The organism is Wolbachia endosymbiont of Cantharis cryptica, assembly GCF_964277405.1.
Taxonomy (GTDB): Bacteria; Pseudomonadota; Alphaproteobacteria; order Rickettsiales; family Anaplasmataceae; genus Wolbachia.
On sequence record NZ_OZ195521.1, the window covers coordinates 110,181 to 132,902 of the forward strand.

At 35.1% G+C, this 22,722-nt stretch carries 25 protein-coding genes, 1 tRNA gene and 1 pseudogene; 19 read left to right on the forward strand and 8 right to left on the reverse strand.

What is annotated here, in order from left to right:
• Positions 1-103 precede the first annotated feature (103 nt).
• The 5 genes from rpmE (at position 104) to ACICP6_RS00535 (ending at position 4,932) form a co-directional block, all read left to right on the forward strand.
• Entirely contained in the window at positions 104-340 is a 237-nt protein-coding gene (gene rpmE / locus ACICP6_RS00515; protein ID WP_395463187.1) for a 50S ribosomal protein L31, read from the forward strand.
• A gap of 27 nt (positions 341-367) precedes the next feature.
• Complete coding sequence (locus ACICP6_RS00520; protein WP_395463188.1) at positions 368-1,153, forward strand: NAD kinase; 786 nt, start codon at positions 368-370, stop codon at positions 1,151-1,153.
• An 83-nt stretch (positions 1,154-1,236) separates the two neighbouring features.
• Entirely contained in the window at positions 1,237-2,685 is a 1,449-nt protein-coding gene (locus tag ACICP6_RS00525; protein ID WP_395463189.1) for a hypothetical protein, read from the forward strand.
• A 113-nt stretch (positions 2,686-2,798) separates the two neighbouring features.
• Positions 2,799-3,830 carry an extracellular solute-binding protein gene (locus ACICP6_RS00530; protein ID WP_395463190.1) on the forward strand — a complete coding sequence of 344 codons (1,032 nt, stop codon included), beginning with the start codon at positions 2,799-2,801 and terminating at the stop codon, positions 3,828-3,830.
• A 196-nt stretch (positions 3,831-4,026) separates the two neighbouring features.
• Complete coding sequence (locus tag ACICP6_RS00535; RefSeq protein WP_395463191.1) at positions 4,027-4,932, forward strand: aspartate carbamoyltransferase catalytic subunit; 906 nt, start codon at positions 4,027-4,029, stop codon at positions 4,930-4,932.
• A gap of 65 nt (positions 4,933-4,997) precedes the next feature.
• On the opposite strand, the gene ACICP6_RS00540 is transcribed toward ACICP6_RS00535, so the two are convergent.
• Entirely contained in the window at positions 4,998-5,360 is a 363-nt protein-coding gene (locus ACICP6_RS00540) for a hypothetical protein (protein ID WP_395463192.1), read from the reverse strand.
• Between the two features lie 128 nt (positions 5,361-5,488).
• Between ACICP6_RS00540 and ACICP6_RS00545 the strand changes: the two genes are divergently transcribed.
• Positions 5,489-5,752: a transposase gene (locus ACICP6_RS00545; RefSeq protein WP_395462617.1), complete on the forward strand. Its 264-nt coding sequence runs from the start codon at positions 5,489-5,491 to the stop codon at positions 5,750-5,752.
• A gap of 50 nt (positions 5,753-5,802) precedes the next feature.
• Entirely contained in the window at positions 5,803-6,645 is an 843-nt protein-coding gene (locus ACICP6_RS00550) for an IS3 family transposase (protein WP_395463617.1), read from the forward strand.
• A 44-nt stretch (positions 6,646-6,689) separates the two neighbouring features.
• On the opposite strand, the pseudogene ACICP6_RS00555 reads toward ACICP6_RS00550, so the two are convergent.
• Both ACICP6_RS00555 and rpe read right to left on the reverse strand, forming a co-directional pair.
• A pseudogene (locus ACICP6_RS00555) lies at positions 6,690-6,996 on the reverse strand (terminase); the annotation flags it as partial.
• An 819-nt stretch (positions 6,997-7,815) separates the two neighbouring features.
• Entirely contained in the window at positions 7,816-8,496 is a 681-nt protein-coding gene (gene rpe, locus ACICP6_RS00560; protein WP_395463193.1) for a ribulose-phosphate 3-epimerase, read from the reverse strand.
• A 182-nt stretch (positions 8,497-8,678) separates the two neighbouring features.
• Here rpe and ACICP6_RS00565 point away from each other — a divergent pair.
• Positions 8,679-8,752: transfer RNA gene (locus tag ACICP6_RS00565), tRNA-Arg, on the forward strand.
• 9 nt (positions 8,753-8,761) lie between these two features.
• Here the strand turns inward: ACICP6_RS00565 and ACICP6_RS00570 are convergent.
• Together ACICP6_RS00570 and ACICP6_RS00575 are read right to left on the reverse strand one after the other, a co-directional pair.
• Entirely contained in the window at positions 8,762-9,712 is a 951-nt protein-coding gene (locus tag ACICP6_RS00570; RefSeq protein ID WP_395463621.1) for a complex I NDUFA9 subunit family protein, read from the reverse strand.
• Positions 9,713-9,760: 48 nt separating this feature from the next.
• Positions 9,761-11,137 (reverse strand): UDP-N-acetylmuramoyl-tripeptide--D-alanyl-D-alanine ligase, encoded by a 1,377-nt coding sequence (locus ACICP6_RS00575; RefSeq protein WP_395463194.1) that lies wholly within the window; start codon positions 11,135-11,137, stop codon positions 9,761-9,763.
• A 185-nt stretch (positions 11,138-11,322) separates the two neighbouring features.
• On the opposite strand from ACICP6_RS00575, the gene ACICP6_RS00580 reads away from it, so the two are divergent.
• From ACICP6_RS00580 to mdh, 7 genes are read left to right on the forward strand one after another with little or no spacing between them, the layout of a single operon-like run.
• Positions 11,323-12,111 (forward strand): hypothetical protein, encoded by a 789-nt coding sequence (locus ACICP6_RS00580; RefSeq protein ID WP_395463195.1) that lies wholly within the window; start codon positions 11,323-11,325, stop codon positions 12,109-12,111.
• Positions 12,111-12,419, forward strand: coding sequence for a hypothetical protein (locus ACICP6_RS00585; RefSeq protein WP_395463196.1), 309 nt, complete (start codon positions 12,111-12,113; stop codon positions 12,417-12,419). Before ACICP6_RS00580 ends, ACICP6_RS00585 begins: the two co-directional genes overlap by 1 nt.
• Positions 12,420-12,423: 4 nt before the next feature.
• Positions 12,424-12,792, forward strand: coding sequence for an HIT domain-containing protein (locus ACICP6_RS00590; RefSeq protein ID WP_395463622.1), 369 nt, complete (start codon positions 12,424-12,426; stop codon positions 12,790-12,792).
• Between the two features lie 25 nt (positions 12,793-12,817).
• Entirely contained in the window at positions 12,818-13,171 is a 354-nt protein-coding gene (locus tag ACICP6_RS00595) for an NADH-quinone oxidoreductase subunit A (RefSeq protein WP_395463197.1), read from the forward strand.
• A 4-nt stretch (positions 13,172-13,175) separates the two neighbouring features.
• Positions 13,176-13,691 carry a NuoB/complex I 20 kDa subunit family protein gene (locus ACICP6_RS00600; protein ID WP_395463198.1) on the forward strand — a complete coding sequence of 172 codons (516 nt, stop codon included), beginning with the start codon at positions 13,176-13,178 and terminating at the stop codon, positions 13,689-13,691.
• Positions 13,684-14,256, forward strand: a complete 573-nt coding sequence (locus ACICP6_RS00605; protein ID WP_395463199.1) for an NADH-quinone oxidoreductase subunit C — start codon at positions 13,684-13,686, stop codon at positions 14,254-14,256. The genes ACICP6_RS00600 and ACICP6_RS00605 overlap by 8 nt, the downstream gene beginning before the upstream one ends.
• Positions 14,257-14,259: 3 nt before the next feature.
• Entirely contained in the window at positions 14,260-15,210 is a 951-nt protein-coding gene (gene mdh / locus ACICP6_RS00610; protein WP_395463200.1) for a malate dehydrogenase, read from the forward strand.
• A 14-nt stretch (positions 15,211-15,224) separates the two neighbouring features.
• Here the strand turns inward: mdh and ACICP6_RS00615 are convergent, their stop codons facing one another.
• Genes ACICP6_RS00615 through ACICP6_RS00625 form a run of 3 tightly spaced genes read right to left on the reverse strand, consistent with a single transcriptional unit; the run spans position 15,225 to position 17,078 of the window.
• Complete coding sequence (locus tag ACICP6_RS00615) at positions 15,225-16,013, reverse strand: TatD family hydrolase (protein WP_395463201.1); 789 nt, start codon at positions 16,011-16,013, stop codon at positions 15,225-15,227.
• The gene (locus ACICP6_RS00620) at positions 16,010-16,456 is read right to left on the reverse strand and encodes an RNA pyrophosphohydrolase (RefSeq protein WP_395463623.1); all 447 of its coding nucleotides are present in this window, start codon (positions 16,454-16,456) and stop codon (positions 16,010-16,012) included. Before ACICP6_RS00620 ends, ACICP6_RS00615 begins: the two co-directional genes overlap by 4 nt.
• 34 nt (positions 16,457-16,490) lie before the next feature.
• Complete coding sequence (locus ACICP6_RS00625) at positions 16,491-17,078, reverse strand: AAA family ATPase (protein ID WP_395463202.1); 588 nt, start codon at positions 17,076-17,078, stop codon at positions 16,491-16,493.
• A 187-nt stretch (positions 17,079-17,265) separates the two neighbouring features.
• Here ACICP6_RS00625 and rsfS point away from each other — a divergent pair, with 187 nt between their 5' ends.
• From rsfS to ACICP6_RS00645, 4 genes are all read left to right on the forward strand, one after another.
• Positions 17,266-17,592, forward strand: a complete 327-nt coding sequence (gene rsfS, locus ACICP6_RS00630) for a ribosome silencing factor (RefSeq protein ID WP_395463203.1) — start codon at positions 17,266-17,268, stop codon at positions 17,590-17,592.
• Positions 17,593-17,649: 57 nt separating this feature from the next.
• A complete protein-coding gene (tyrS, locus tag ACICP6_RS00635; protein WP_395463204.1) occupies positions 17,650-18,900 on the forward strand; it encodes a tyrosine--tRNA ligase in 1,251 nt (416 codons plus the stop codon).
• Positions 18,901-18,968: 68 nt separating this feature from the next.
• Positions 18,969-19,445: an SWIM zinc finger domain-containing protein gene (locus ACICP6_RS00640; protein WP_395463205.1), complete on the forward strand. Its 477-nt coding sequence runs from the start codon at positions 18,969-18,971 to the stop codon at positions 19,443-19,445.
• Between the two features lie 1,253 nt (positions 19,446-20,698).
• Positions 20,699-22,711 carry an ankyrin repeat domain-containing protein gene (locus ACICP6_RS00645; RefSeq protein ID WP_395463206.1) on the forward strand — a complete coding sequence of 671 codons (2,013 nt, stop codon included), beginning with the start codon at positions 20,699-20,701 and terminating at the stop codon, positions 22,709-22,711.
• Positions 22,712-22,722 lie beyond the last annotated feature (11 nt).

A 22,722-nucleotide genomic window follows, 5' to 3' on the forward strand; every position in this document is an offset into this window, starting at 1 on the left:
ATATACTACTTTATTTATTTTTTGTCAATATTTTACGATAATGATTGACCTAATGAACTAAATTTACTAGAATATTAATTGACTAAAGATTTACAAATTAGCAATGACAGAAATTAATTATCATAAAATTATCGTAGTTATGACAAATGGTCAAAAGTTTGAAACTTATTCCACCTATGGAGAAGAAGGCGATACGATAACACTTGATATAGATCCTCACAATCACCCTGCATGGACTGGAAGTTTGACAAGCGGGTCAGCAAGAAAAACCAAAACTGGAAAAATGGCTAGGTTGCTCGAGCAATACAAGAAATGCGAGGAATATGGGGATGATTTCTAAATTTTTGCTTCTTTTTTAGAGTGAAGCATGCGTAAATATAGAAATATAGCATATGTTGCTTCTGAGTCACCAAAGTCCCAGGAAGTATCTAAACTATTACAGAAGCTTAACTTTATTAACATAACAGAGGAAAATAAATCCGAAATTGATCTACTTATAGTTGTTGGCGGTGATGGCTTTATGCTACGCACCTTGCATAATTACGTTATAGAAAATAAAGGCATACATGTGTACGGAGTAAACACTGGGAATGTTGGGTTTTTGATGAATAAGTGCTTTAGCGGCAGTATTGATAGTATAGAACACACAATTTCAACTCAGCTAACTTTGCTAAAAATGGAAGCTACAGACATAAACGGCAACAAATACCATTATATAGCAGTAAATGAAGTATATGTTTTTAGAAAAGCAAACCAAATAGTAGAAATGAATATTACTATCAATGATAAATTAAAAGTAGAAAAATTTAGAGGGGACGGAGTAATATTATCTACTCCCACAGGTAGCACTGCATATAACTTCTCTGCCGGCGGTCCAATTTTGCCACTAAATTCAAATTTACTTGCACTCACCTCCATCAATAGCTATTACCCAAGACATTGGAATGGAGCATTAATCTCAAGTGACACAACAGTACAAATTGACATTAACGACACAAAAAACCGTCCAGCACTTGTAGTATCAGATTATAAAGAGTTTCATGACATATCACAGATAAAAATACAAAAAGACCATGAAAACACAATCACTCTGCTTTTTGACAAAGATTACTCATTAGATGAAAGAATCTTTGATAGGCAATTTTTATACTAATAATTATCCGTAAATTGGTATTTACTACATCTTAATAACTATAGCGTAATCAACACAACATAGTAATCAATTTTGGAGCAGATATGCCAGGATCAGTAAACGAGAGTAACGCCACACTAACTTCTTACACACAAAAGGATGAAAACGGCAGGATAACACCAAGAATTCCACCAACACCAGCACTTAGAAACACAGGACAAAGAACAGATGAAACACCGTCTCCTGTACCGCCAAAAAGTCAAGATTTACTTGATCCTAATACTCAAGTACCACCACCTTCTCCATCACAAATAAAAAAAGATGATCCGACTCACGTTTTGTGGCCACCAGAAATAGGAAGCACAAGTTTAGGTTTAGGAGGATCATCTGGTAATGAATCAGAAGAATTTCCTTATGCAACTATAAATTTTAATGCAAAATCTTCGAAAAAGAGTTTAAGTAATGACAGTGGAGTAGGCAATCAAAGTTTGAAAGAATCACCTTATGAAGAAAATATCTATGAAGACCCTTACAGTCTCGATTTTAATAAAACATTAGATGAGTTAGATAAAGAATTTACTAATAATCTTATAACTCCTTTTACACCGAAAGACGATTCTAACATTGAAAGCAGCAAAGCAGATTCAGAAACTCCTTTAATCAGCTCAAGTAAAAAACCAAACAGAATCCGGCCAAGAGTGGAATATGCCATGGGGCAGAAGAGTTTTGTAATTCCTGTAACAAGTGCTATTGTACTTGGCACATCTGCAGCTTTAGTATATTTGCAAGACAAAGCAAAATTTATTGCATTTTTTACAAACAGCCCAAAATATGTCACTATAACAGTCATTGCACTCGCTTCATTGCTTGCGATTATTCCAATATTTTGTGCAATAAAACAATTTAGAAATACTGAAGAACATCAAATTCAAGGAAAAAATGCGGATGGAATTTTAGATGAGGTGTTAAAGCATCAGCCAGAAGGTAAAATCATACAATCTGTAATATTAAAATATGGCAATAACACTCATTCAGATTTCATGTTTAATACTTGGAAAGCGAAAAACAACTTCATTAACATTGACGAAAAAGTAATTAGTAGAACTAACAAAATAAAATCAATAATCAATGATAGACCATTATTTACTGCGTTACTAACAGGTTTTATTGTTGCAAATGTAGCGCTTCCTTTAGGACTCTATGAAGAAGGTGGTATGAGTAATATTACAACATTTTACCAAAACATTCTGGCTACTAACATAGGATTATCATTACTTGTATCTTCAAGTGTAATTGCATTGTCAATTTTATGTCTTGGTGTGCATTACTATAATAAAACAAATTGTACCAATCTTGTATATCCTCGAGAGCACATCAATCCTGAGGAAGTTAATGGAGAAATTGTTGGTGCAGTTAAAAGAATAGGAGAAGATGCTCTTAAAGAAAATCACATTCAAGATGGTAAGTGCGCAAGTTTAGAGCTTAGGCAAGTTGTAGTCAAGTCTCATAACTTTCCAGATGTTGTTTATGGTGTTGGTAGATCAGTTGCATAACCTCAGTGCCCCTTAACCGGGGCAACACAATTCTTATGTACTGAACGAATTTTACACTTGCTAAAGCTGCTCCACCTTGGTAACTTTAACTGAGAGAAATTATTGTATTCAATATGAAAAAAGCTTTAATATTCACACCCTTAATAGCAGTTGTATTAATAGTTATTACTTATTTATATAAAAACAGTGGGACTGATGATTCTCAAGTGGTAAATGTTTATTCATCACGCAAAGAAGAGTTAGTACGTACCTTATTTGATGAATTCACAAAAGATACAGGCATTAAAGTACGTTATATAATTGACGATTACTCTCAGCTACTTTCACGCATGGAAAATGGCGGTGAAGCTGACTTATTTTTAACTGCAGATGCAGTGAATTTGATTCTAGCAAAAAAAAGAGGGCTTTTATCTCAAGTGGATTCAGAGGTTTTAAAAAGCGCTATACCTGCAAAATTTAGAGATAGTGAGGATTATTGGTTTGGTCTCACAAAAAGAACTAGAATATTGGTTTATAATAAAGAATTAGTAGACCCTAAAGACTTAAGTACTTATGAAGATTTAGCAAATGAAAAGTGGAAGGGAAAAATATTAGTGCGCTCTTCCACAAGCCCATATAACCGATCGTTAATTGCTTTTATGATTGCGAATAATGGTTTTGAAAAGACGAAAGAATGGGTAAGCGGAATTGTGAGCAATATGGCAAGAAAACCAAGCGGTGGTGATACAGACCAAATTTACGCTGTAGCTGCTGGCGAAGGGGATGTCGCAATAGTAAATAGCTATTACTTTGCAAGGATCCTTTCATCAAAACATGAAAATAGAAAGAATGTTGCAGGCAAACTAGGGGCTTTTTTTCCTAATCGCAATGATCATGGTGTAATGGTGAGCATCAGTGGCGCAGCAGTAACACAAGACGCAAAAAATAGAGAAAATGCTATAGCACTGCTGGAATTTTTGGTAAGCAAGCAAGCCCAAGAGTTATATGCTAAAAAGAATCAAGAATATCCTGTGATTGAAGGTGTTGAAATTTCCGATATACTAAAATCTTGGGGGAATTATCCACAAAGTGATTTACCTCTCAGCGAACTTGAGAAGCATCTTCTTGAAGCTGTTATGATAGCGGACGAGTGTAAATGGAAGTAACCACCCAGCACTTTTAGCCACCCTCTTGCAGCACTTTGCTCTTGATTTGCTTTTTCTCAACTCATCTGCGACTTTACTATCTTTTTCCGTTCTTTCACCAAAACAATTGTTGCACAAGAGGTCTATTGAAAAAAGGTAATAAGAAAGTAGAATAGATTCAAGTAGTTGGACGACAATTGCACGTTAAAAGGAAACTATGAACAACAGAAGGAATTTGTTAAACATCTCAGACCTCACAGTCGATGATGTAGAAGATATAACTAAGTTGGCTAATCAATATCTTAAAAAAGAAGCTGCGAATGCTCATATCTTAAAAAACAAAACAGTAATAAATTTATTCTTTGAAGATTCAACACGAACGCTTGCATCTTTCGAAATAGCAGCAAAAAGCCTTGGAGCAAACGTTGTAACCCTGCCAATAAGATCTTCTTCTATTAATAAAGGAGAGAATTTGAAGGATATGATAAAAACGTTAAATGCAATGAGTCCTGACTACATAATAATCAGGCAAAAAAATAGTGGCATTGTTAATATGCTAGCTCAGCATGTTGGCTGTTCGTTAATCAACGCAGGTGATGGAAGCAGTGAACATCCAACTCAGGCTCTTGCCGATTATTTCGTAATTAGTAGTCATAAAAAGCAAATAAAGAACCTTAAAATTGTGATATGTGGAGATATTTTGCATAGTAGAGTTGCAAGATCAAACATAAGATTACTAAAAATGTTTGGAGCAAAAATATGCTTGGTTGCACCGCCAACTTTAATCTGTAGACATTTTCCTGAGGTGGACTCGGTCCATTATTCATTAATTGAAGGTATAAAGGATGCTGACGTAATTATGCTTTTGAGGTTGCAGAAAGAGCGCATGAATAATAGTTGCTTTATTCCTTCAGAAAGAGAATATTTTCATTTGTATGGGCTTGATTCACAAAAGTTGTCATACGCAAAATCAAATGCGATCGTCATGCATCCAGGGCCAATAAACAGAGGGATTGAGATTAGCAGTGATATAACAGATTGTGTTATTTTACAGCAGGTAGAATTCGGATTGGCAATACGCAAGGCAGTATTTGCTAATATCAAAAAAATAACTTATATTTAGTTTAATATAATAACCTCACACACATGAGGGCTGCTGCATTAAAACAGCAACCCTTTATGTGTTTGTTAGATTAAGTCGTGATCATGGTGATGGTAGTTATCACCTGAACAATCAAACATTTGCCCCCCTAAGCCGTTTATTAGATAAAGGTTATATTCACTATGTGGATCATCAGGCAGTGTAATACTATCTTGTACTTCTAAACTGAAACTATTTGTATCTGACAATAGTTCATAGTTCAAATTATCTATTTTACTAATGCTGCTTATTACTTTGCCATTATCATTAGATATAGCCAAGCTATAGCTATCACCATCCTTTATTATTTTGATGGATATCTTATCTTCAGGTAACACTATAAGTTTCTTTGCATCACTATCGTGAATTACGAATTTACCTTTTTCAAAATAATATTTGTCTTCCGGCAAAGCACCAACTTTATAATCCGATGCGTGCAGTTTGTGCCAAAACTCTAACACTGACCTTACCCAGAAAAAGTAGAGAGGAAGTTAAGCCATTTTTGAAGTAAAATAAAACATGATTATGAGGGCTTATTATGGTAAAGAACAGAAAAAATTACACAGTGGAATTTAAATTAGAGGCAATAAAGTTGGTAAAGGAAACGGGGCAGTCAGCAAGCAAAATAGCTAAAGATTTAGGAATAGATAACAGTACACTAAGTGACTGGATAAAAAAATATAACGAAAAAGGATCAATAGAAGAAGCATTTCCTGGTAAGGGAAAGTTGGCACCATGTGATAAAGAAAAGTTTGAATTAAAGAAAGAACTAACAAGAGTTACTAGAGAAAGAGACATTTAAAAAAAAGCCCTGGGATATTTTGCAAGTCACAAAGAGTAAAATATTTATTTATCAAAAAGCATGGAAACTACTATAAAGTACAGGAGTTATGCAGGATTTTGAAAGTATCTGCTAGCGGCTACTACAAATGGACTAGTAAGAAGAAAAGCAGCAAAGAATTAACAAGGGAGCAGCTTCTAGCAGACATTCAAAAAATATACCAAGCATCTAATTGTAGATATGGGGCACCTAAGATTCATGCTGAACTAAAGGCTTTAGGTAAAAATTGCAACATCAAAACAGTGCAGGATATCATGCAAAAAAATGGTATTCAAGCTAGACTGAGGCGAAGATTCAAAAGCAAAAAACAGCAGACTGACAATAGGGTTATAACTCCCAATATATTGGACCAAAACTTTACTACTAGTCAGCCAAATAAAGTATGGGTAACTGATATTACATACATAAAAACTAAGGATGGATGGCTATATTTGGCAGCAATAATTGATCTATATTCACGTATGGTAGTTGGCTGGTCAATGAGTAGTACAATAACTAAGCGATTAGTTATAGATGCTTTATTGATGGCTGTTGATAAGCGCAAACCAGCCAAAGATCTGCTATTTCATAGTGATCAAGGTTCACAATATACCTCTAAAAATTATCAGTTTTTGCTGAACACAAAAAACATCATTTCCAGCATGAGTCACACAGGCTGTTGTTATGACAACTCTGTTGTTGAAAGCTTTTTCAGCTCACTCAAACGGGAGCTTCTTATTGATACTTCGCAACACTCTGCTCAGCAAACTAGAACTGCTATATTTGAGTACATAGAAATTTTTTATAACAAACAGCGTAGACATTCTACTATTAATTATTGCATTCCTGAGAAATTTGATTCATCATTTTCATAATAAAAATGGCTTAACTTCCTCTCTACTTTTTCTGGGTAAGGTCATTCTGGAAATAGCCCTCTATACCAACTAGACTGCATTACACACCTGGTATCGAGCGAGTGTTTTTCACTGAGCAGCCGATTGCAACTATTATTCTTGCAGTTGCCCAGTATCCACGCAGGCCACGCAACACTTACACATAGGGACTTCATTGAACGCGGAGGCATATTGAATATTATTCGCCTCACTTCACCAGTACTCGCTGCTTCTAGCCTATCTGCTATGACTTTTATGTACCGATAATTATTACCCCGGCACTACCGTTTGGAAGCATAGCTCGATGAATTCTAAAAAGTTGATTTTGCCCATAATTTAAGTGAATGTGGTTGAAGCGTATATTTTTGAAGGTAATTTGCACAACAAATGGTGTCATCCAAGTACTGGTTCCTTTATGACGGCAGTGCCCAGGCACTGGGATCCAGAAGACTTATTTTAACCAAGTGGCTGCATCTAGGTTCCAGCGTCACGCGCTGGAACCCCTACGTCATACCGCCGCGGCGCTAACGCGTAGCGGAATGACGGTTGTCGTTTAGCTACAAACATTAAGAAATTTACCAAATAAAAAAAAGGCAAAAGAAGCCCCGTGGTGGTTAGCTATTTACCATGTACTAAAATATCGGCGTTCTTTTTATTCTAAAACGCTTGATTAAGAGCGATTTAGCCACTTTTAATTTGCAGCTAACCTACATCGCAAGTGTTTAAGAAATTTACTAAGCAGGAAAAAAGACAAAGAAAACCCGCGGCAGCTAGCATTCAAATTCTCCCTTGTCAATTTGACGTTTTTTGATGTCTTGAACGCTTTATAAGCGCGTTCCAGCTTATATAGGTAAAAACCCAGAAGTTTTATAAAGACATGCGGTGCACGTAGTGCGAAAAATTAAACATGAGAGGCCAAATACCCTAAGTTTTTTGTCATTAACCTGCACAGATTGCGAAGATAAATAAATAGCTTCAGTACTATGATAAGATGGCTGGCGAAGTTTGTCAAGTGATTTTTAGCCCCGTTTTGGCTTAGATGCCACTTGCTTCTTGGAGGCCTATGTTCGTACAATTGTGCGTCATGCGCTGGAATCCAAAAATTTTTTTAAACTGACAGGGTGACAGAAATGGTTTGTGTTAACTATAGAATTACCACAACAGATTTTTAAGGTCGTTTACAGTTTTTTTCATGTCTTCAGCCTTGAATATCGCCGACCCCGCAACTAAAATATCTGCACCTGCTTTTATTATATTAGCTACGTTTAGGGAACTCACTCCACCATCTACTGAAATTTGTGTTTTAAGACCACGCTCTTGTATCATTTTCTTCACAACAGATATCTTGTCCAGTTGTGAACTAATAAACTCCTGTCCCCCAAATCCAGGGTTGACTGTCATAATCAGTACAATATCCAACTCATCTATTATATATTCAAGCACGTTTGGGGAAGTTGAAGGAACAATTGAAACTCCAACTTGAATTGTTTTTTTTGTATCATTTACGTTTTTGTATGACTTTATCCTTCTTACCAGCCTATCAAGGTGTATTTCTGCTTCCGCATGTATAGTGATAATATCAGCACCAGCATTTATAAAGCTTTCAATATGGTTACCAGGGGATTTGACCATTAAGTGCACATCAAAGGGAAGATTGCTATATTTACGTATTGCAGAAACAACACCAGAACCAATTGTGATATTTGGAACAAAATTTCCATCCATAACGTCTATGTGTATATGATCTACACCCAAGTCGCTAATTTTTTTTACTTCTTCTCCTAATTTTGCAAAGTCTGCTGAAAGTATAGAAGGTGCAATTTTAATACCCATAAGCTGCCTTTTTACTAAAAAATAACTTATTTTTAAAACTCTGTCATCCCAGTACTTGACAACAAGACCCGGAAAAAGGTCAGCATCACGTGTTTAGGTCTTGCAAGAACTTACCAAAAACATCGCATTCACATGAAATATCTTGACTTTATGCGTGTTAAGAAGCATTTTATATATGTTGTGTGCCCGTAGCTCAGCTGGATAGAGCAACAGCCTTCTAAGCTGTGGGTCGTAGGTTCGAATCCTACCGGGCACACTCTTTGCATCAATGTTCTCTATAAACCTTCAAGTACTCTGGTACCACATTTTCAATTGATAATGGCCGGATTTTTATTGTTTCAAGGTCAGTTGACTTTTCGATTGAATTATTCATCATAATTCTCACCTGATCTCGAGTAAGCATGGGACTTGTATCCCCGGTTATGGGTTTTAACAACATAGAAATAATTCTACTCTCCAAGAAGAAAGCTATTAACTTTGCCATTGGGAAAGATACATTGACCAATAAGCATTTTCTATTAGTCACATTCAGAATAAACTTTAATAAGCTTTTGAAAGAGTAAACCTTCGGTCCACCTATATTATAAATTTTCTTATCTTGCTTATTAAGACTGATAATACGATATACCACTTCAGCTAGATCGGTTACACATATCGGCTGAAATTTAGTTGTTCCACCACCAATTAGCGGCAAAAAAGGAAGAATTGTTGCTAACCTTGCAAATTTATTAAAGAAATTATCTTCTTTACCAAATACAAGACTGGGCTTAATTATTATTGCTTCTGGAAATGCTGAAGTTACAGCCTTTTCACCTTCCAATTTACTTTGAGCATATTTTGACAGTTTACTATTTTCTATTCCCATAGCAGAAAAATGTATCATTATGGGTACATTTTTTACTTTTGCAGCTTTTGCTATTCTTTCAGCTATTCCAACATGGAGAGTGTGAAAATCACGTTTTTTCGCTTCATATAATATTCCCACTAAGTTTATGGCTACATCACATTCTTCCATACTTTTCAGAACTGATTTTTCATCAAAAAAATCGCCTTTAAATATTGATATTTGCCCTAAATTTCCACATAGTTTCAGGCAAGCGGCTTTTTCCTGATTACGAGCAAATATTCTTATTAAATACCCTGCTGTTGCCAAGCGTCTTACGATGTGCTTCCCTATAAATCCTGTTCCACCAAAAATAACTACACGTTTTGTCACGATTAAAACTTCCAATAACTTAACCTTAAATTAATACAATAGTTTTACTTAATATTCTATTATGAATTCTTGTACTACAAGATCCATTCTCATTCCACGTGAGCCTTTAACTAGAACTATATCATTATTCTGGACAATATTAGCCAAATTACTTTTCAATTGATTAGAATCATTAAAGTGTGTGCCTTTTATATTGCCCGGCAAAAGCCTGTGCAATCCCAACATAAATCTACCAACTGTATAAATTTTATCCACATTATATTCTATGATAGAACCAAGCAATTCTGTATGAAATGCTACGCTTTCATTACCAAGTTCTAGCATATCACCAAGTAATGCTACTTTCCTTCGATTAGAATATGTACCCAAAGTTTTTATTGCAGCTTTCATCGAAGCAGGGCTGGCATTATAGGAGTCATCAATCAAATGTATGTGCTTTCCATTGTATTTAGCTTTATGAATACTACCTCTACCTTTTGTTACACTAAAATTCTCAAGTGCAAGTGGTAATTTTGATAAATTAAGCCCGAGACTTTGCACAACTGCTGCAATAGCTAGCGCAGAGTATGCAAAATGTTCACCCTGTATACGTAAATTACAGTTTATAATTTGATTATTATTCAGTCTAACTTTTAAACTTAATCCTTTGTCATCTCTTATTAAGTCTAGTAAACAAACTTCAGCATTTTTATCTTTACCAAAGCTTACTACATTTCTACCGGCGTGTGATGAGAGATAATTATAATATTTACTATCTCTGTTCAAGACCAAAGTACCGTTATTTTTCATACCATGCAGAACCTCTAATTTTGCTTGTGCAACATCAAATAGCGATGAAAAATTTTCAGTATGCGCAGGTTCGATGTTGGTAATAACCGCAATATTTGGATTGCTGATTCTCGATAATTCTTTTATTTCACCAGCTTCATTCATACCCATCTCAAGAATTAAGTACTGGCAGTTTTCTGGAGCTTTTAGAATCATCAAAGGCAATCCTATATTATTATTCAAGTTACCTTTGTTTACATGAGATACCCCATATTGCGATAAAACAATGTGCAGCATATCCTTCATAGTAGTTTTTCCGACACTACCCGTGATCGCAATAACTTTAGTATTAACAAGAACATTTTTAATGTAATACGATGCCATATCGTGCAAAGCTTTTAGAGTATCTTGCACAACAACTAGAGGAAGATTTTTATATTTATCCTCGCTTACTACCGCAGCTACTGCCCCTTTTAAAAACGCTTCATGTAGAAAATCATGTCCATCAAAGTTCTCTCCCTTGAGAGCAAGAAATAAATCACCTTTTTTTATGCTTCTTGTGTCTGTTGAAATATTTGAGTTGTGTATCCAATTACAGCCACCTGCTTTTCTTCCGCCAGTGGCATCTATAATATTATTTGCGTTCCATTTAAACATAATTTGACTTTAAGGTAAATTGAACAACAAAAGTAGCAAAACACCATATATTTTTAGATAATTTATAAATAATAGTTGAAATCTATATAATTTCATCTTATAATGGATATAGAAGTTTAAATGTTTTCGTTTATAATTAAAATGCGTCATAGCATCTAATTGTAGAAAGTACCTTGGAGGTATGTATGCTGACAGGAAAAAATGACTCAAATGAAAAATCTACTTCTATACTAGCTAAAGTTGGCAACGCAGTTTCTGGAGTAGGAGGATTTCTAGGTAGAGGTGCAAAAGCTCTAGGTTGGGGTATAATATATCCTATATGGCCAAAGAACTGGTTTAAGTCCTGGAATGAGATAGAGCACGACATAAAAAATGGCTGGCATTCTGTTATTGAAAAGCCACATAAAGAATATGATCCACCCATAAAAACCACACAGGCTAGTGAGTATCTTGGCGTACAAATAACAAAACAAGGAAAAGGAGAGGTAGCGTTTTTAGCGTCAAGGACTCTTGCAGGAGATGTATTTCATTTGACTGATGAACAATTGAATCAAATAAAAGAGCTGAATAAAAACAGTAAGTATTCAAAGATAGCTGTAAATAGAGAAAAAGGAAAAATTATAATTGAAGTTGATGTTAAGAGTATTACCAATAACGTTGAAGCTGACTCTAAAAATGAAGGAAAGAGCCCAGAGAAGATAAAAGAGCTTGTTATTGAAGCGATTAAGCAAAAAGTTGACGATGATCTTAAGAAACTGGCAAAAATTACTGGTGGAGAGTTGGAACGTCACATGGACCAAGGATTGCTATATGGTATTGCAGAAAAATTGTATCCGGAAGATGATAACCAGAACAAATCATCAGAAGTTGGGGAATCTCAAGGATCTAGTGGTGAAGAGTTATCAAGTTGGCAGGGTAAAGTTGAATCACAAAAAGGTTCTAAAAAAGAAGAGTTAATATCAAGAGGAATGTAATGACTAGTATACGAGAATTTTTAAAGGACATTTCAGTTAAACAATTGCCAGAGGCTGATACTGTAATATTCACAGAGAAAGAAGACCGTTTTGCCCGATCGCAAACTATGACTGATCCATCTAGTATGTATTTTCAGCCAGGAGTTGTTGCTGGAAATATGGAAGTGAAAGCCCCTCCGCAAATGAAGCAGAATGTACAAGAGAAAATAAGAGAGTTTGGTAGCGGGCTGGAAAATGTTTCTAGTGAAACAGCGAAGTTGTCAAATGTTTCAGGCAAGAGACAAGGAAAAGGAGGCCGTTCTTATTAAAGGTATGAGCAATAAAAGTTATGATGACAGTAACATCTTTGCTCAAATATTAAGGGGAGAGTTGCCTTGTGAGAAAGTATATGAGGATGAAGTTGTGTTGGCGTTTTATGATAAGTACCCTGACGCACCAGTTCACATCTTAGTTGTACCCAAAAATCAATATATTTCATATGATGATTTTATTCTCAAAGCTTCTGCAGAGGAGATAGTAAGTTTTTTTAAAACTGTCAGGGAAATAACATATAAATATAATTTAGAAAAAACAGGATATAGATTGGTCACTAACTACGGTGAAAACGGAGAACAAGTTGTACCGCACTTTCATATGCATATTTTAGGTGGTAAAAAATTAGGAAAGCATGTAAATTCATAGTATTGCTTTCTATATATTTTGTTAAATGAGTGAATATTTAACCATAGTAATTTTTATCTGTGTATCAATTATAGTATCTCTTGCTTTAGGTGTATTACCTATGTTTCTTGCAGTAAGTAAGCCAGACAGTGAAAAGCTTTCTACATATGAGTGCGGATTCAATCCTTTATCAAGAGCAAGAAAAAATTTTGACATTAAATTTTACTTAGTTTCAATATTATTTATAATATTTGACTTAGAAATAGCATTTCTTTTTCCTTGGGCCGTTTCTTTATCTAAGATAAGCTATAGTGGATTTTGGTCTATGATGATATTTCTTGTAATACTCACTATAGGTTTTATTTATGAGTGGTGTAAAGGTGCATTAGAATGGGAGTAAGTTTATGACAGATCAAATTTTATCTAATGATGATTGGGGTCATTATAAAAAAGAAGGGTTTCTTGTCACTAAATTTGGTGATTTAATAGATTATATAATGAATTGGGCAAGATCTGGCTCATTGTGGCCAATGACATTTGGTCTTGCATGTTGCGCAGTTGAGATGATGCATACTGCTTCCAGTCGTTATGATCTTGATAGATACGGTATAATGTTTCGTGCAAGCCCACGTCAATCAGATGTGATGATTGTTGCTGGCACACTAACTAATAAAATGGCAGCAGCGTTGCGTAAAGTCTATGATCAAATGGCGGATCCAAAGTACGTTGTATCCATGGGAAGTTGTGCAAATGGTGGCGGTTATTATCATTATTCTTATTCAGTAGTTCGTGGTTGTGATAGAATTGTACCAGTTGATGTGTATGTTCCTGGATGCCCTCCAACTGCTGAGGCGTTGTTATACGGAATGCTATGCCTACAAAATAAAATAAAACGAACTCAGAATATACAGCATGGATAAAACTGCAAAGCACATACAAAAAAAGACTAAATGTGAATGTATTCAGAGAGATGATGGTACTATTATAATATATTCAGCTTTAGATGATATTGCAAATCACTTACTCTTTCTACGCGATGATGAAAAATGCAGACTTGAATTATTAGTTGATATTTTTGGGGTTGACTATCCAGATAGAGAGAAGCGTTTTGAGCTAATATACAATTTGCTCAGCATTGTACATAATACCAGGGTGCACATAAAGCTTCAGCTATATGAGGGCGACATGCCTCCAAGTGTAGCGAAGATATTTAGCACAGCTTCGTGGTTTGAGCGTGAAGTGTTTGATATGTATGGAATAGAGTTTTCTGATCACCCTGATCTGCGTAGGATTCTAACAGATTACGGATTCAAAGGCCATCCAATGTTAAAGGACTTTCCTCTCACTGGTTATGAGGAAGTTAGATATGATATAGGGGCAAAAAAGGTTGTATATAGTCCTATAGATTTACCGCAAGATTTTCGTATGTTTGACAGCCTATCCCCTTGGGAAGGTAAAGCTACAAAAGTAAATACAGAGGAGTAGAAAATGACAGTACAAAGAAAAAAAATATCTTTGATCGGTGCAGGAAATATCGGTGGAACTCTTGCCCATATGATTGCACTAAAGGAGCTTGGCGATGTTGTCTTGCTTGATATTAGTGATGGAATACCACAAGGTAAAGCACTTGACATTGCAGAGTCATCCCCTATTGATGGGTTTAATGTTAGCATTACCGGCACAAATAGGTACGAAGATATAAAAAACTCCGATGCAATCATAATAACTGCTGGCATTGCTAGAAAACCGGGAATGAGTAGGGACGATCTCTTCCAAACTAATGCTAAAGTAATGAAAGAGGTTGGTGAAAGTATTAAGAAATATTCTCCAAATGCGTTTGTAATAGTGGTTACCAACCCTTTGGATGCAATGGTTTCAGTGGTGCACAAATTTTCAAACTCTCCAGCTAATATGATTGTTGGAATGGCAGGAGTGCTTGATTCTGCTCGTTTTCGTTATTTTCTTGCAAGTGAATTAAATATCTCAGTTGAAGATATATCTGCTTTTGTACTTGGAGGGCATGGTGACACTATGGTACCACTAATCAACTGTGCTTCCATTGCTGGAATTCCACTTACTCAAATTGTTGATATGGGTCTCATTACACAGAAAAAAGTTGATGAAATAGTTGAACGCACTCGCAATAGCGGAAAAGAAATAGTTGATCTGCTTAAGTCTGGGTCTGCATACTATGCTCCTGCGTCTTCAGCTATATGTATGTTAGAGTCATATTTAAAAGATAAAAGACGTATATTATCATGTGCTGCTTACCTTAATGGTGAATATGGCGTGAAAGACTTGTTCATTGGTGTTCCTGCCATTATTGGCAAAAATGGAATTGAAAAGGTCCTAGAAGTTAAAATGGATGATAGTGAACAAGAAATGTTCAATAAATCTGTGAATGCAGTAAAAGAGCTAGTGAAATCTTTAAGCTTATAAGTAAATTAACGGTTTTATAGGATTTCTTTAGGCTTAAGTTTCGTAAACAGCCTAAAAAAGTTGCTCGTGGTTATCTCTGCCACTTTGTCGGGTGACTCATTCCATAACTCTGCCAAACAATCCACAACATATTTTACCATTGCTGGTTCGTTCTTTTTTCCCCTATAAGGCTCAGGTGATAGATATGGTGCATCAGTTTCAACTAAAACACGCTCGCGTGGTACATTTTGTGCAATTCTTCTGAGTAAGCTAGCATTTTTAAAAGTAATAATTCCAGAAAATGAAATGTATAATCCTAAATCTATAGATTGATAAGCAAGCTCTTTAGAAGAAGCAAAGCAGTGCATTACTCCATTAAAAATACCGGTTTTCATTTCTGACTTTAACATATCAATCATTTCATTATCAGCATTTCTAGTGTGAATAACTAAAGGTAACCCAGTTACTCTTGATGTTTCTATATGTGATGCAAAACTTTTTTTCTGATTATTTTTGTTATCAGATTTATAAAAATCTAATCCGGTTTCACCGATACTAATTACCTTTTGATTTTTGGTAAATTCAACTAATTCATCAACATGTATACACTCACCGTTTTCTATGGCAGCATCAAGCGGATGTACACCAACAGAGGAGTAGACTTGATCATAGGATGAAGAAATTTTTAGCAATTCAGGAACATTATCAATGCTTATGCATACGTTATGCAAAATCTTTGCACCATTTTGCTCTGCCCTTGAAATTACTTTTGATATTTCATCATCAGAAAAATAAATCAAGTGGCAATGAGAATCTACTATCATGAGCTTATTGTTGAGGCTTTTATTTGAGAAGAAAACTCTTCTATCACTATTTTATAAACTTCTTTTTTAAATGGTATAGCACTGGCTACCAAACCATCTACACTTTGCCAACGCCACTCTTTGAACTCTGGATGATCAGTATAGTTGATATCAATGTCTTTATCCTCTCCATAAAATTTCATTAAGAACCACCTTTGCTTTTGGCCAGAATATCTTCCATTCCAGCATGTTGGTATAACTTCCTCAGGCAAGTTGTAGTATACCCAATCCTTATTCTTAGCTATAACCTTCGCTTTACTAGTACCAACTTCCTCTAGCAACTCACGTAACGCTGCCTGCTCCAGTTCTTCACCATCGTCAACCCCTCCTTGTGGCATCTGCCAGTAAGAGTCGCTATCAAAGCGCTTTCCAATGAAGACATGCCCTTGTTTGTTAAACAGCATTATGCCAACACAAGAACGATATTCACTTTTCTGCTTAATCACAAGCATCCTCTGTTGCTAAATTATTTGCTACAGAAGCCCCAACTAATTTTTCGCCTCCTATTTTTTCAACAATTTTTCTTGCAACTTCCTCCGCACTTAAGTTTGAGTTATTAATTTCAAGCGAACCTTTAGGGACAAATAGCCTTTTCCCTTTGATTTTCTTCATAGCAAAATCTGAGTCAGTAATTTTATTTTCCTGGTGCCTTTCTTCTGATTGAACACGCTTTGCTAGTTCTTCATTATTACAATGCAATACTACAGGAAGAATCTCTACACCCATTTTTTTACTTAAATTTACCACTGATTTGTGTAATTTTTGGTCATAGGGGTCACCATCTATCAATTCATTTGTAAATACGTAATGCTTTGATTTTATATGATGTTCCTCTAGTATTGCTAATACATTTTCCCTAACTGCAAAAACTTTTTCCCATAGGTCATCTGGAACTTCAGTATCTTGTAATTTAACAATATCAAATATAATATTATTGAATAGATTATTGCTTACTATCACTGCATCAATGACCTTACACAGTTCTTTTGCAGTAGTAAGCTTACCACTACCTGGAAAGCCGATCAAGTAGATGAGAGTCTTGCCCATAATGAACACTATTAAAAAAACTATCTTTAATTATACACAAAAGGATATGTATTGTATATACTGTTACACCAAAAGTATAAATTACCTGGTTTTAATAATATCGAAAATAGTTCATATTTAGAAATTTTGAGTGTACAATTATAAATAAATTATATAACCCAAGATAATGACTAATGTATCCAGTGATACAGAATCAATAAAAAGCACAATTGTAAGTATAATAGATCAAAATAAAGGTCATAATATAATCACCTTTGATGTACAGAGTAAAACCGTTATTGCAAAATATATGATTATTGCATCTGGTGACTCGAGCCGCCATGTGAAAGCATTAGCTGAGCACGTAATGAAAAGTCTAAGGCAACATGATAAAATAGATGTAGAAGGTATGGATGAAGGTAATTGGGTAATTTTGAACTTTCAAGGCATAATGGTTCACATATTCAGGCCAGAAGTAAGAGAGTATTATAAAATAGAAGAGTTATGGAATTAACTTTTTTCCATTTGTAAGATTTATAGATAAAAATCACTTAATTGACGCAGGTAAACCATGAAACATACATCTGAGTTTTTAAATTTTATCCAAGAAAGAGGATATCTATACCAATGTACAAACATTGAAGGGTTAGATCAGCTACTATCACAAAATAATCATATAATCGCATACATCGGATTTGATTGCACAGCACCAAGTCTTCATATTGGTCACCTAATGCATATTATGATGTTCCGTCACCTGCAAAAATTTGGTTATAAGCCGATAGTTTTACTTGGAGGTGGAACAACGAAAGTTGGTGACCCATCCGGTAAAGATAAAGCAAGAAGCGTCTTGCCTATAGAAGATATCAATAAAAACATATCTGGCATAAAGAGAACATTAGAGAAAATGGTATCTTTTGATGATGGAAAGACTGATGCAGTTATAGTAAATAACGCAGATTGGCTAGACAGTATGAAATATATAGATTTTTTGCGTGATATAGGGGCGCATTTTTCTGTAAATCGTATGCTAAGTTTCGATAGTGTAAAAACTAGGCTCGATAGAGAGCAAAATCTAAGCTTTCTGGAGTTTAACTACATGCTATTACAGGCTTACGATTTTGTTGAATTGAATAAAAAGTATGGCTGTCGTCTTCAGATCGGAGGGTCAGACCAGTGGGGAAATATAGTAAACGGAATTGAACTTGGCAAAAAGTTAAATTTGCCTGAGTTGTTTGGCCTTACTACGCCTCTTCTATTAAATGCACAAGGAAAAAAGATGGGCAAAACTGAAAGTGGAGCAGTATGGCTTGATAGCAATATGCTAAAGCCTTACGACTACTGGCAATATTTTCGCAACGTTGATGACCAAGATGTCGGACGTTTCTTGAGATTATTTACTGATTTGCCAATTGATGAGATCAAAAAATTAGAGTCCTTAAAAGATCAGGAAACAAATGAAGCAAAAAAGATTTTGGCAACAGAGGTGACAAAAATATGTCATGGTGATAAAGAAGCAGAACTTGCACGATCTGCTGCAGTCTCTGCTTTTGAAAATAAAGATAGCTCGCTACTTCCTGATTACATTATAAAAAAAGAACAAGTTACCAATGGCGTATCGTTAGTAGATCTGCTACACGATACCGGTTTTGAACCTTCAAAAGGCGCTGCAAAGCGTTTAATACAGGGCAATGGGTGCAAGATCAACGATAATATTGTAAACAATGTTGATCATGTAATAAATTTTGAGAGTTTTAAAGGTCAGTCATTTATAAAATTATCTGCAGGAAAGAAACGTCACATTAAAGTTGTGGTAGGTTAATAAATTTTTATAGAAGAAGAAGTATATTAGAAAATCGAGGGCTTTATATATGAAATAAGGAGGCAAAAATGAGATTGTACTATAAAGATATCAGAAATCTTATTAAAGAATCTTACCTCTCTAGCGGAAGAGGTTATTTCAACAAAGGAAAGGTACAGATCGTATCTGTTAATGAATCTCAAGCTAAATCAAAGGTGGTTGGATCAAATGTATATCGGATAACACTAAAACACGATGGTCCATTCCTTAGTGGAAAGTGTTCCTGTCCTGCATTTGTGTATTTCGGTCCATGTAAGCATATAGCTGCAACAGGTTTTGCTTTAATTGAACTTGACAGAAAGGAGTATCGGTTATCTGTGCGCTCTAAACATGTTGATGAACAAGCTCTCTTTGAAAGATTGCTACTAAAAAAAACAAACCAAGAGCTCATTTCAATAATTATTCGTTTCAATAAACATCATCCGGAGATTTTTGAAGACCTAGAGGATGAAGAATATGAGCAATGTACTCAAAGTGAATTTCCAAAATTCGAAAACTATAGCTAACAAAGCCCGCTTCTGTAATCCTATGGCTTTACGCATAGCTGTACGAATATTGCAATAGACTTCTTGCATAAAAACTTTTGGCAGCGCGTTGGAAGAAATTTCTTGACAAACTTCACCAGCTCCCTTATTATGGCATTAAGGGTATTTCTGACTCAAAACTTGTTTTTGACCTGCAGGCTCAATGACAAAATTCAGTAAAAAACTTAAGGTGTTTTTTGGCGGATTACATAAAATTATGGCGGCTGCATGTCTTTTAAATTTTTTCTACATTCAGCCAAATCGCGCTTATACTAAGCGTCAGCACATTATTACAGCGCCAGTTTAAAGTATTATAGGGTCAAAACTCGCACCACGGGGCTTCTTTTGCCTTTTTTTTATTTGGTAAATTTTTTAATATTTATAGCTATAGTTTTCTTGGAATCGGCCAGTCGCCGCGTGACCCGTTCGAACTTTTCTTTAAAGTAATTTTGTTATACCATAAAACCCCCCAATATTAGCCTATTTTCACTAAATTTATGTACGAACTTGTATCTTTATGATGTAAGGTATTAGAGCTAAAATATCTTGCAGGGAAGGGTGAAGCCGGATGCGAACTAATAAAACAAAAAAAAGAAGACCAATACTTAGTAAAAGAAATAGGAGCACAGGGAACTCAATTTATAAAACTTGAGAAAGAGATTGTGGAAAATTCGCAAGAAGCAACCACTAGCGGTGCTGAAGCTGTTCAACCAAGCAGTTTAGTCCGTAAAGTAGAAATCACAAGTAGTAAGCAACCAGGTAAATCAGCTTCCTAAATGAAAACAGAAGTGTTGTGGTGGCTCCACCACGCTTGAAACTTTGTGTAGACAGTAATGCTAAAAGAGCTTTGAATACCCCATAAAGGTAGAAACATTCTTTAAGGACGAAGTAAGCGGCATTGTGTAAACATGTGAGCTATTTTTCGAATATTGTGCTTAAACCAATAATGCTCAATGGGAGGTTATGAAAAGTTTGCAAGCATCAATACCAAAGTCTTTCTTAAAAATTTGCTTAGCTTAATAACAAGAAAGTATTGAAGCTCTATTTTTGATCAACTATTGCCTTCCCGAGTTTTTTCATTTCCATAATAGGGACGTCTTAACTTTCTCTCTACTTTTTCCGGGTAGGGTCATAAACTCCAACATTGCAAAATAGTAAAAATATTATGTTGAAATTAGCTTGATTTGTGTTATATGTTATACATAATATATTATATGTTTAGGTTAGGAGGGAGTATGGGTAAGGCTATAGATTTTGTAGAACCTACCAGTGAGCAAACTAATGAGCAAGAACCGGAATGGCAACCAAGTACTGGGCCAGAGTGGTCAGAAACAACTGAATTACCAGTAAATGGTCAAGGTAATCACTATGAATTCATTAAGCAAAGTTTATTTTGGATTGAAGTAAGCTTAGTAGATGATAAAAAATATCTGGAGAGCCTAGTAGATGAATGGCTTATTGATGCACCTAATTTAGAGCGAGAGGAGAATCAAAAAAAATTAAACGAAAAATTACTCAATAGTATTATAAGAGATTTCACTTTGGGGAACTATGAGTCTTTTGTAAACCTTAAGGAATTTTTAGAAAATAATAAAAACAATAAAGACCTAAAAGCTGTTCTCGACCTTAAAAGAGGGAAGTTGAAGACAACACTATTGCATGTATTGATAGAACACAAAGAAGGTATGCATGCTCTCTTAGAAGCGGGAGCTGATCCAAGTATACAGGATAATAAAGGCAAAACACCTTTACATGATACAGCCCTTTATAATTGTGATCATTATGAAGCTGTTTGTTGTCTCTTAAAAGCGGAAGCTGATCCTAACGTACGGGATAATGAAAGAAAAACATCTTTACATCATTATGCTGCTTATTATGGTGAAGTTAGTAAGAAAGCTATAGATTTACTCATAAGCAAAGGAGCTGATTATGCTATACAGGACAATGATGGAAAAACTCCTATGCAAATTGCAATTGATAATAACAATTACGGTATTATAGAGTGCTTCTTCACTGAAGAGCAAAAGAAGTTGAATGAAGAACTACACGAAATGATTGAAGGTACATGTTCTAGATTTTGGGATGGTTGGTGCGAACTTAACGTTGAAGGTGTTGAAGAGCTGGAAAAGTTTTTGGATAAATATAAAAATACCGAAATTTTAAAGATGCTTTTGAATATTAAGGATGAAAAAGGTTTAAAAGTGCTTAGAGATGATATGTGTACTGAAGTGATAGATTTACTTTTAGCAGCAGGAGCAACCGAATCACAAGCAAGGGCAACCGAACAAGAGACTAAGCCTCTACATCAATATTCATTGGACGCTTGTTCACCATATCAACTGACCAAACTAAATGAGTGTTTGAGAGAAGTATCAGAAGCTGGAAACATGACTGAATTACAAAAAGTCGTAAATGAGGCTATCAGGTCTGGAGTAAGATTAAATTTTGCTGAAAATGAAGACAATTATTTTACAGATTACGTAATAGAAAGAATTGACCAGCTAGAAAAAAGTCCTGAAGTTGCTAGCGATATAGTATGTACATTAATATCAAGAGGAGCAAAGTTAAAGAACCGGGACAGTTTGAAAGTCATTGATACAATAGAATCAGAGTTTCAAAGGTTTCAAGCTCGTGTGATAGAGGCTCATGCAGAGTGTGTCAATCGTGCTCAGAAACTTTTGAAAATTGCAGAAGATGCAACCAGTGGTAAATTATGTGATGCAAGAATGGATAACTTTACTTCTTACTTAGAATATTCTAAGGATAGTATCATTGAACCTGCAAAAATCATAAACAACCCAAAAATAAAAGATCCAGAGTTAAGAGTTTGCATATTGCAAATTGGAGAGAGTATAGTAAGAGTTGAGAACACAGGAGGAACAAGGAATTACACTGACCTTGCGGATGGTAGTGATATAGTATTAACTTTTCACACCAGTTTGGGAAAATTAGATGTGAGATTATATTCTGACACGGAAAATAAAGACCTAATAAGGGTAGAAGTAAGAAATCAAGAGATGTTGCAAAAATTAAAAGATTGTAAAGAAAAAATAGGGGAAAATTGTTTGTTTGGTGGAGGTTCGGTTGACGGTGCTATTGGCAATGGATGTTTTGGAAAGTTTGGAAAACTTAGTCAACCTCCTGAAACAGTGAGCCTATCTGAAAAAGTTTCAGAAGGTGGTATAGTAGGCTCTTTGTTAAGTGATATGCATTCTCAAAAAGGGTTTATAGGAAAAACAAGAACATGAGCTCAAAGTTG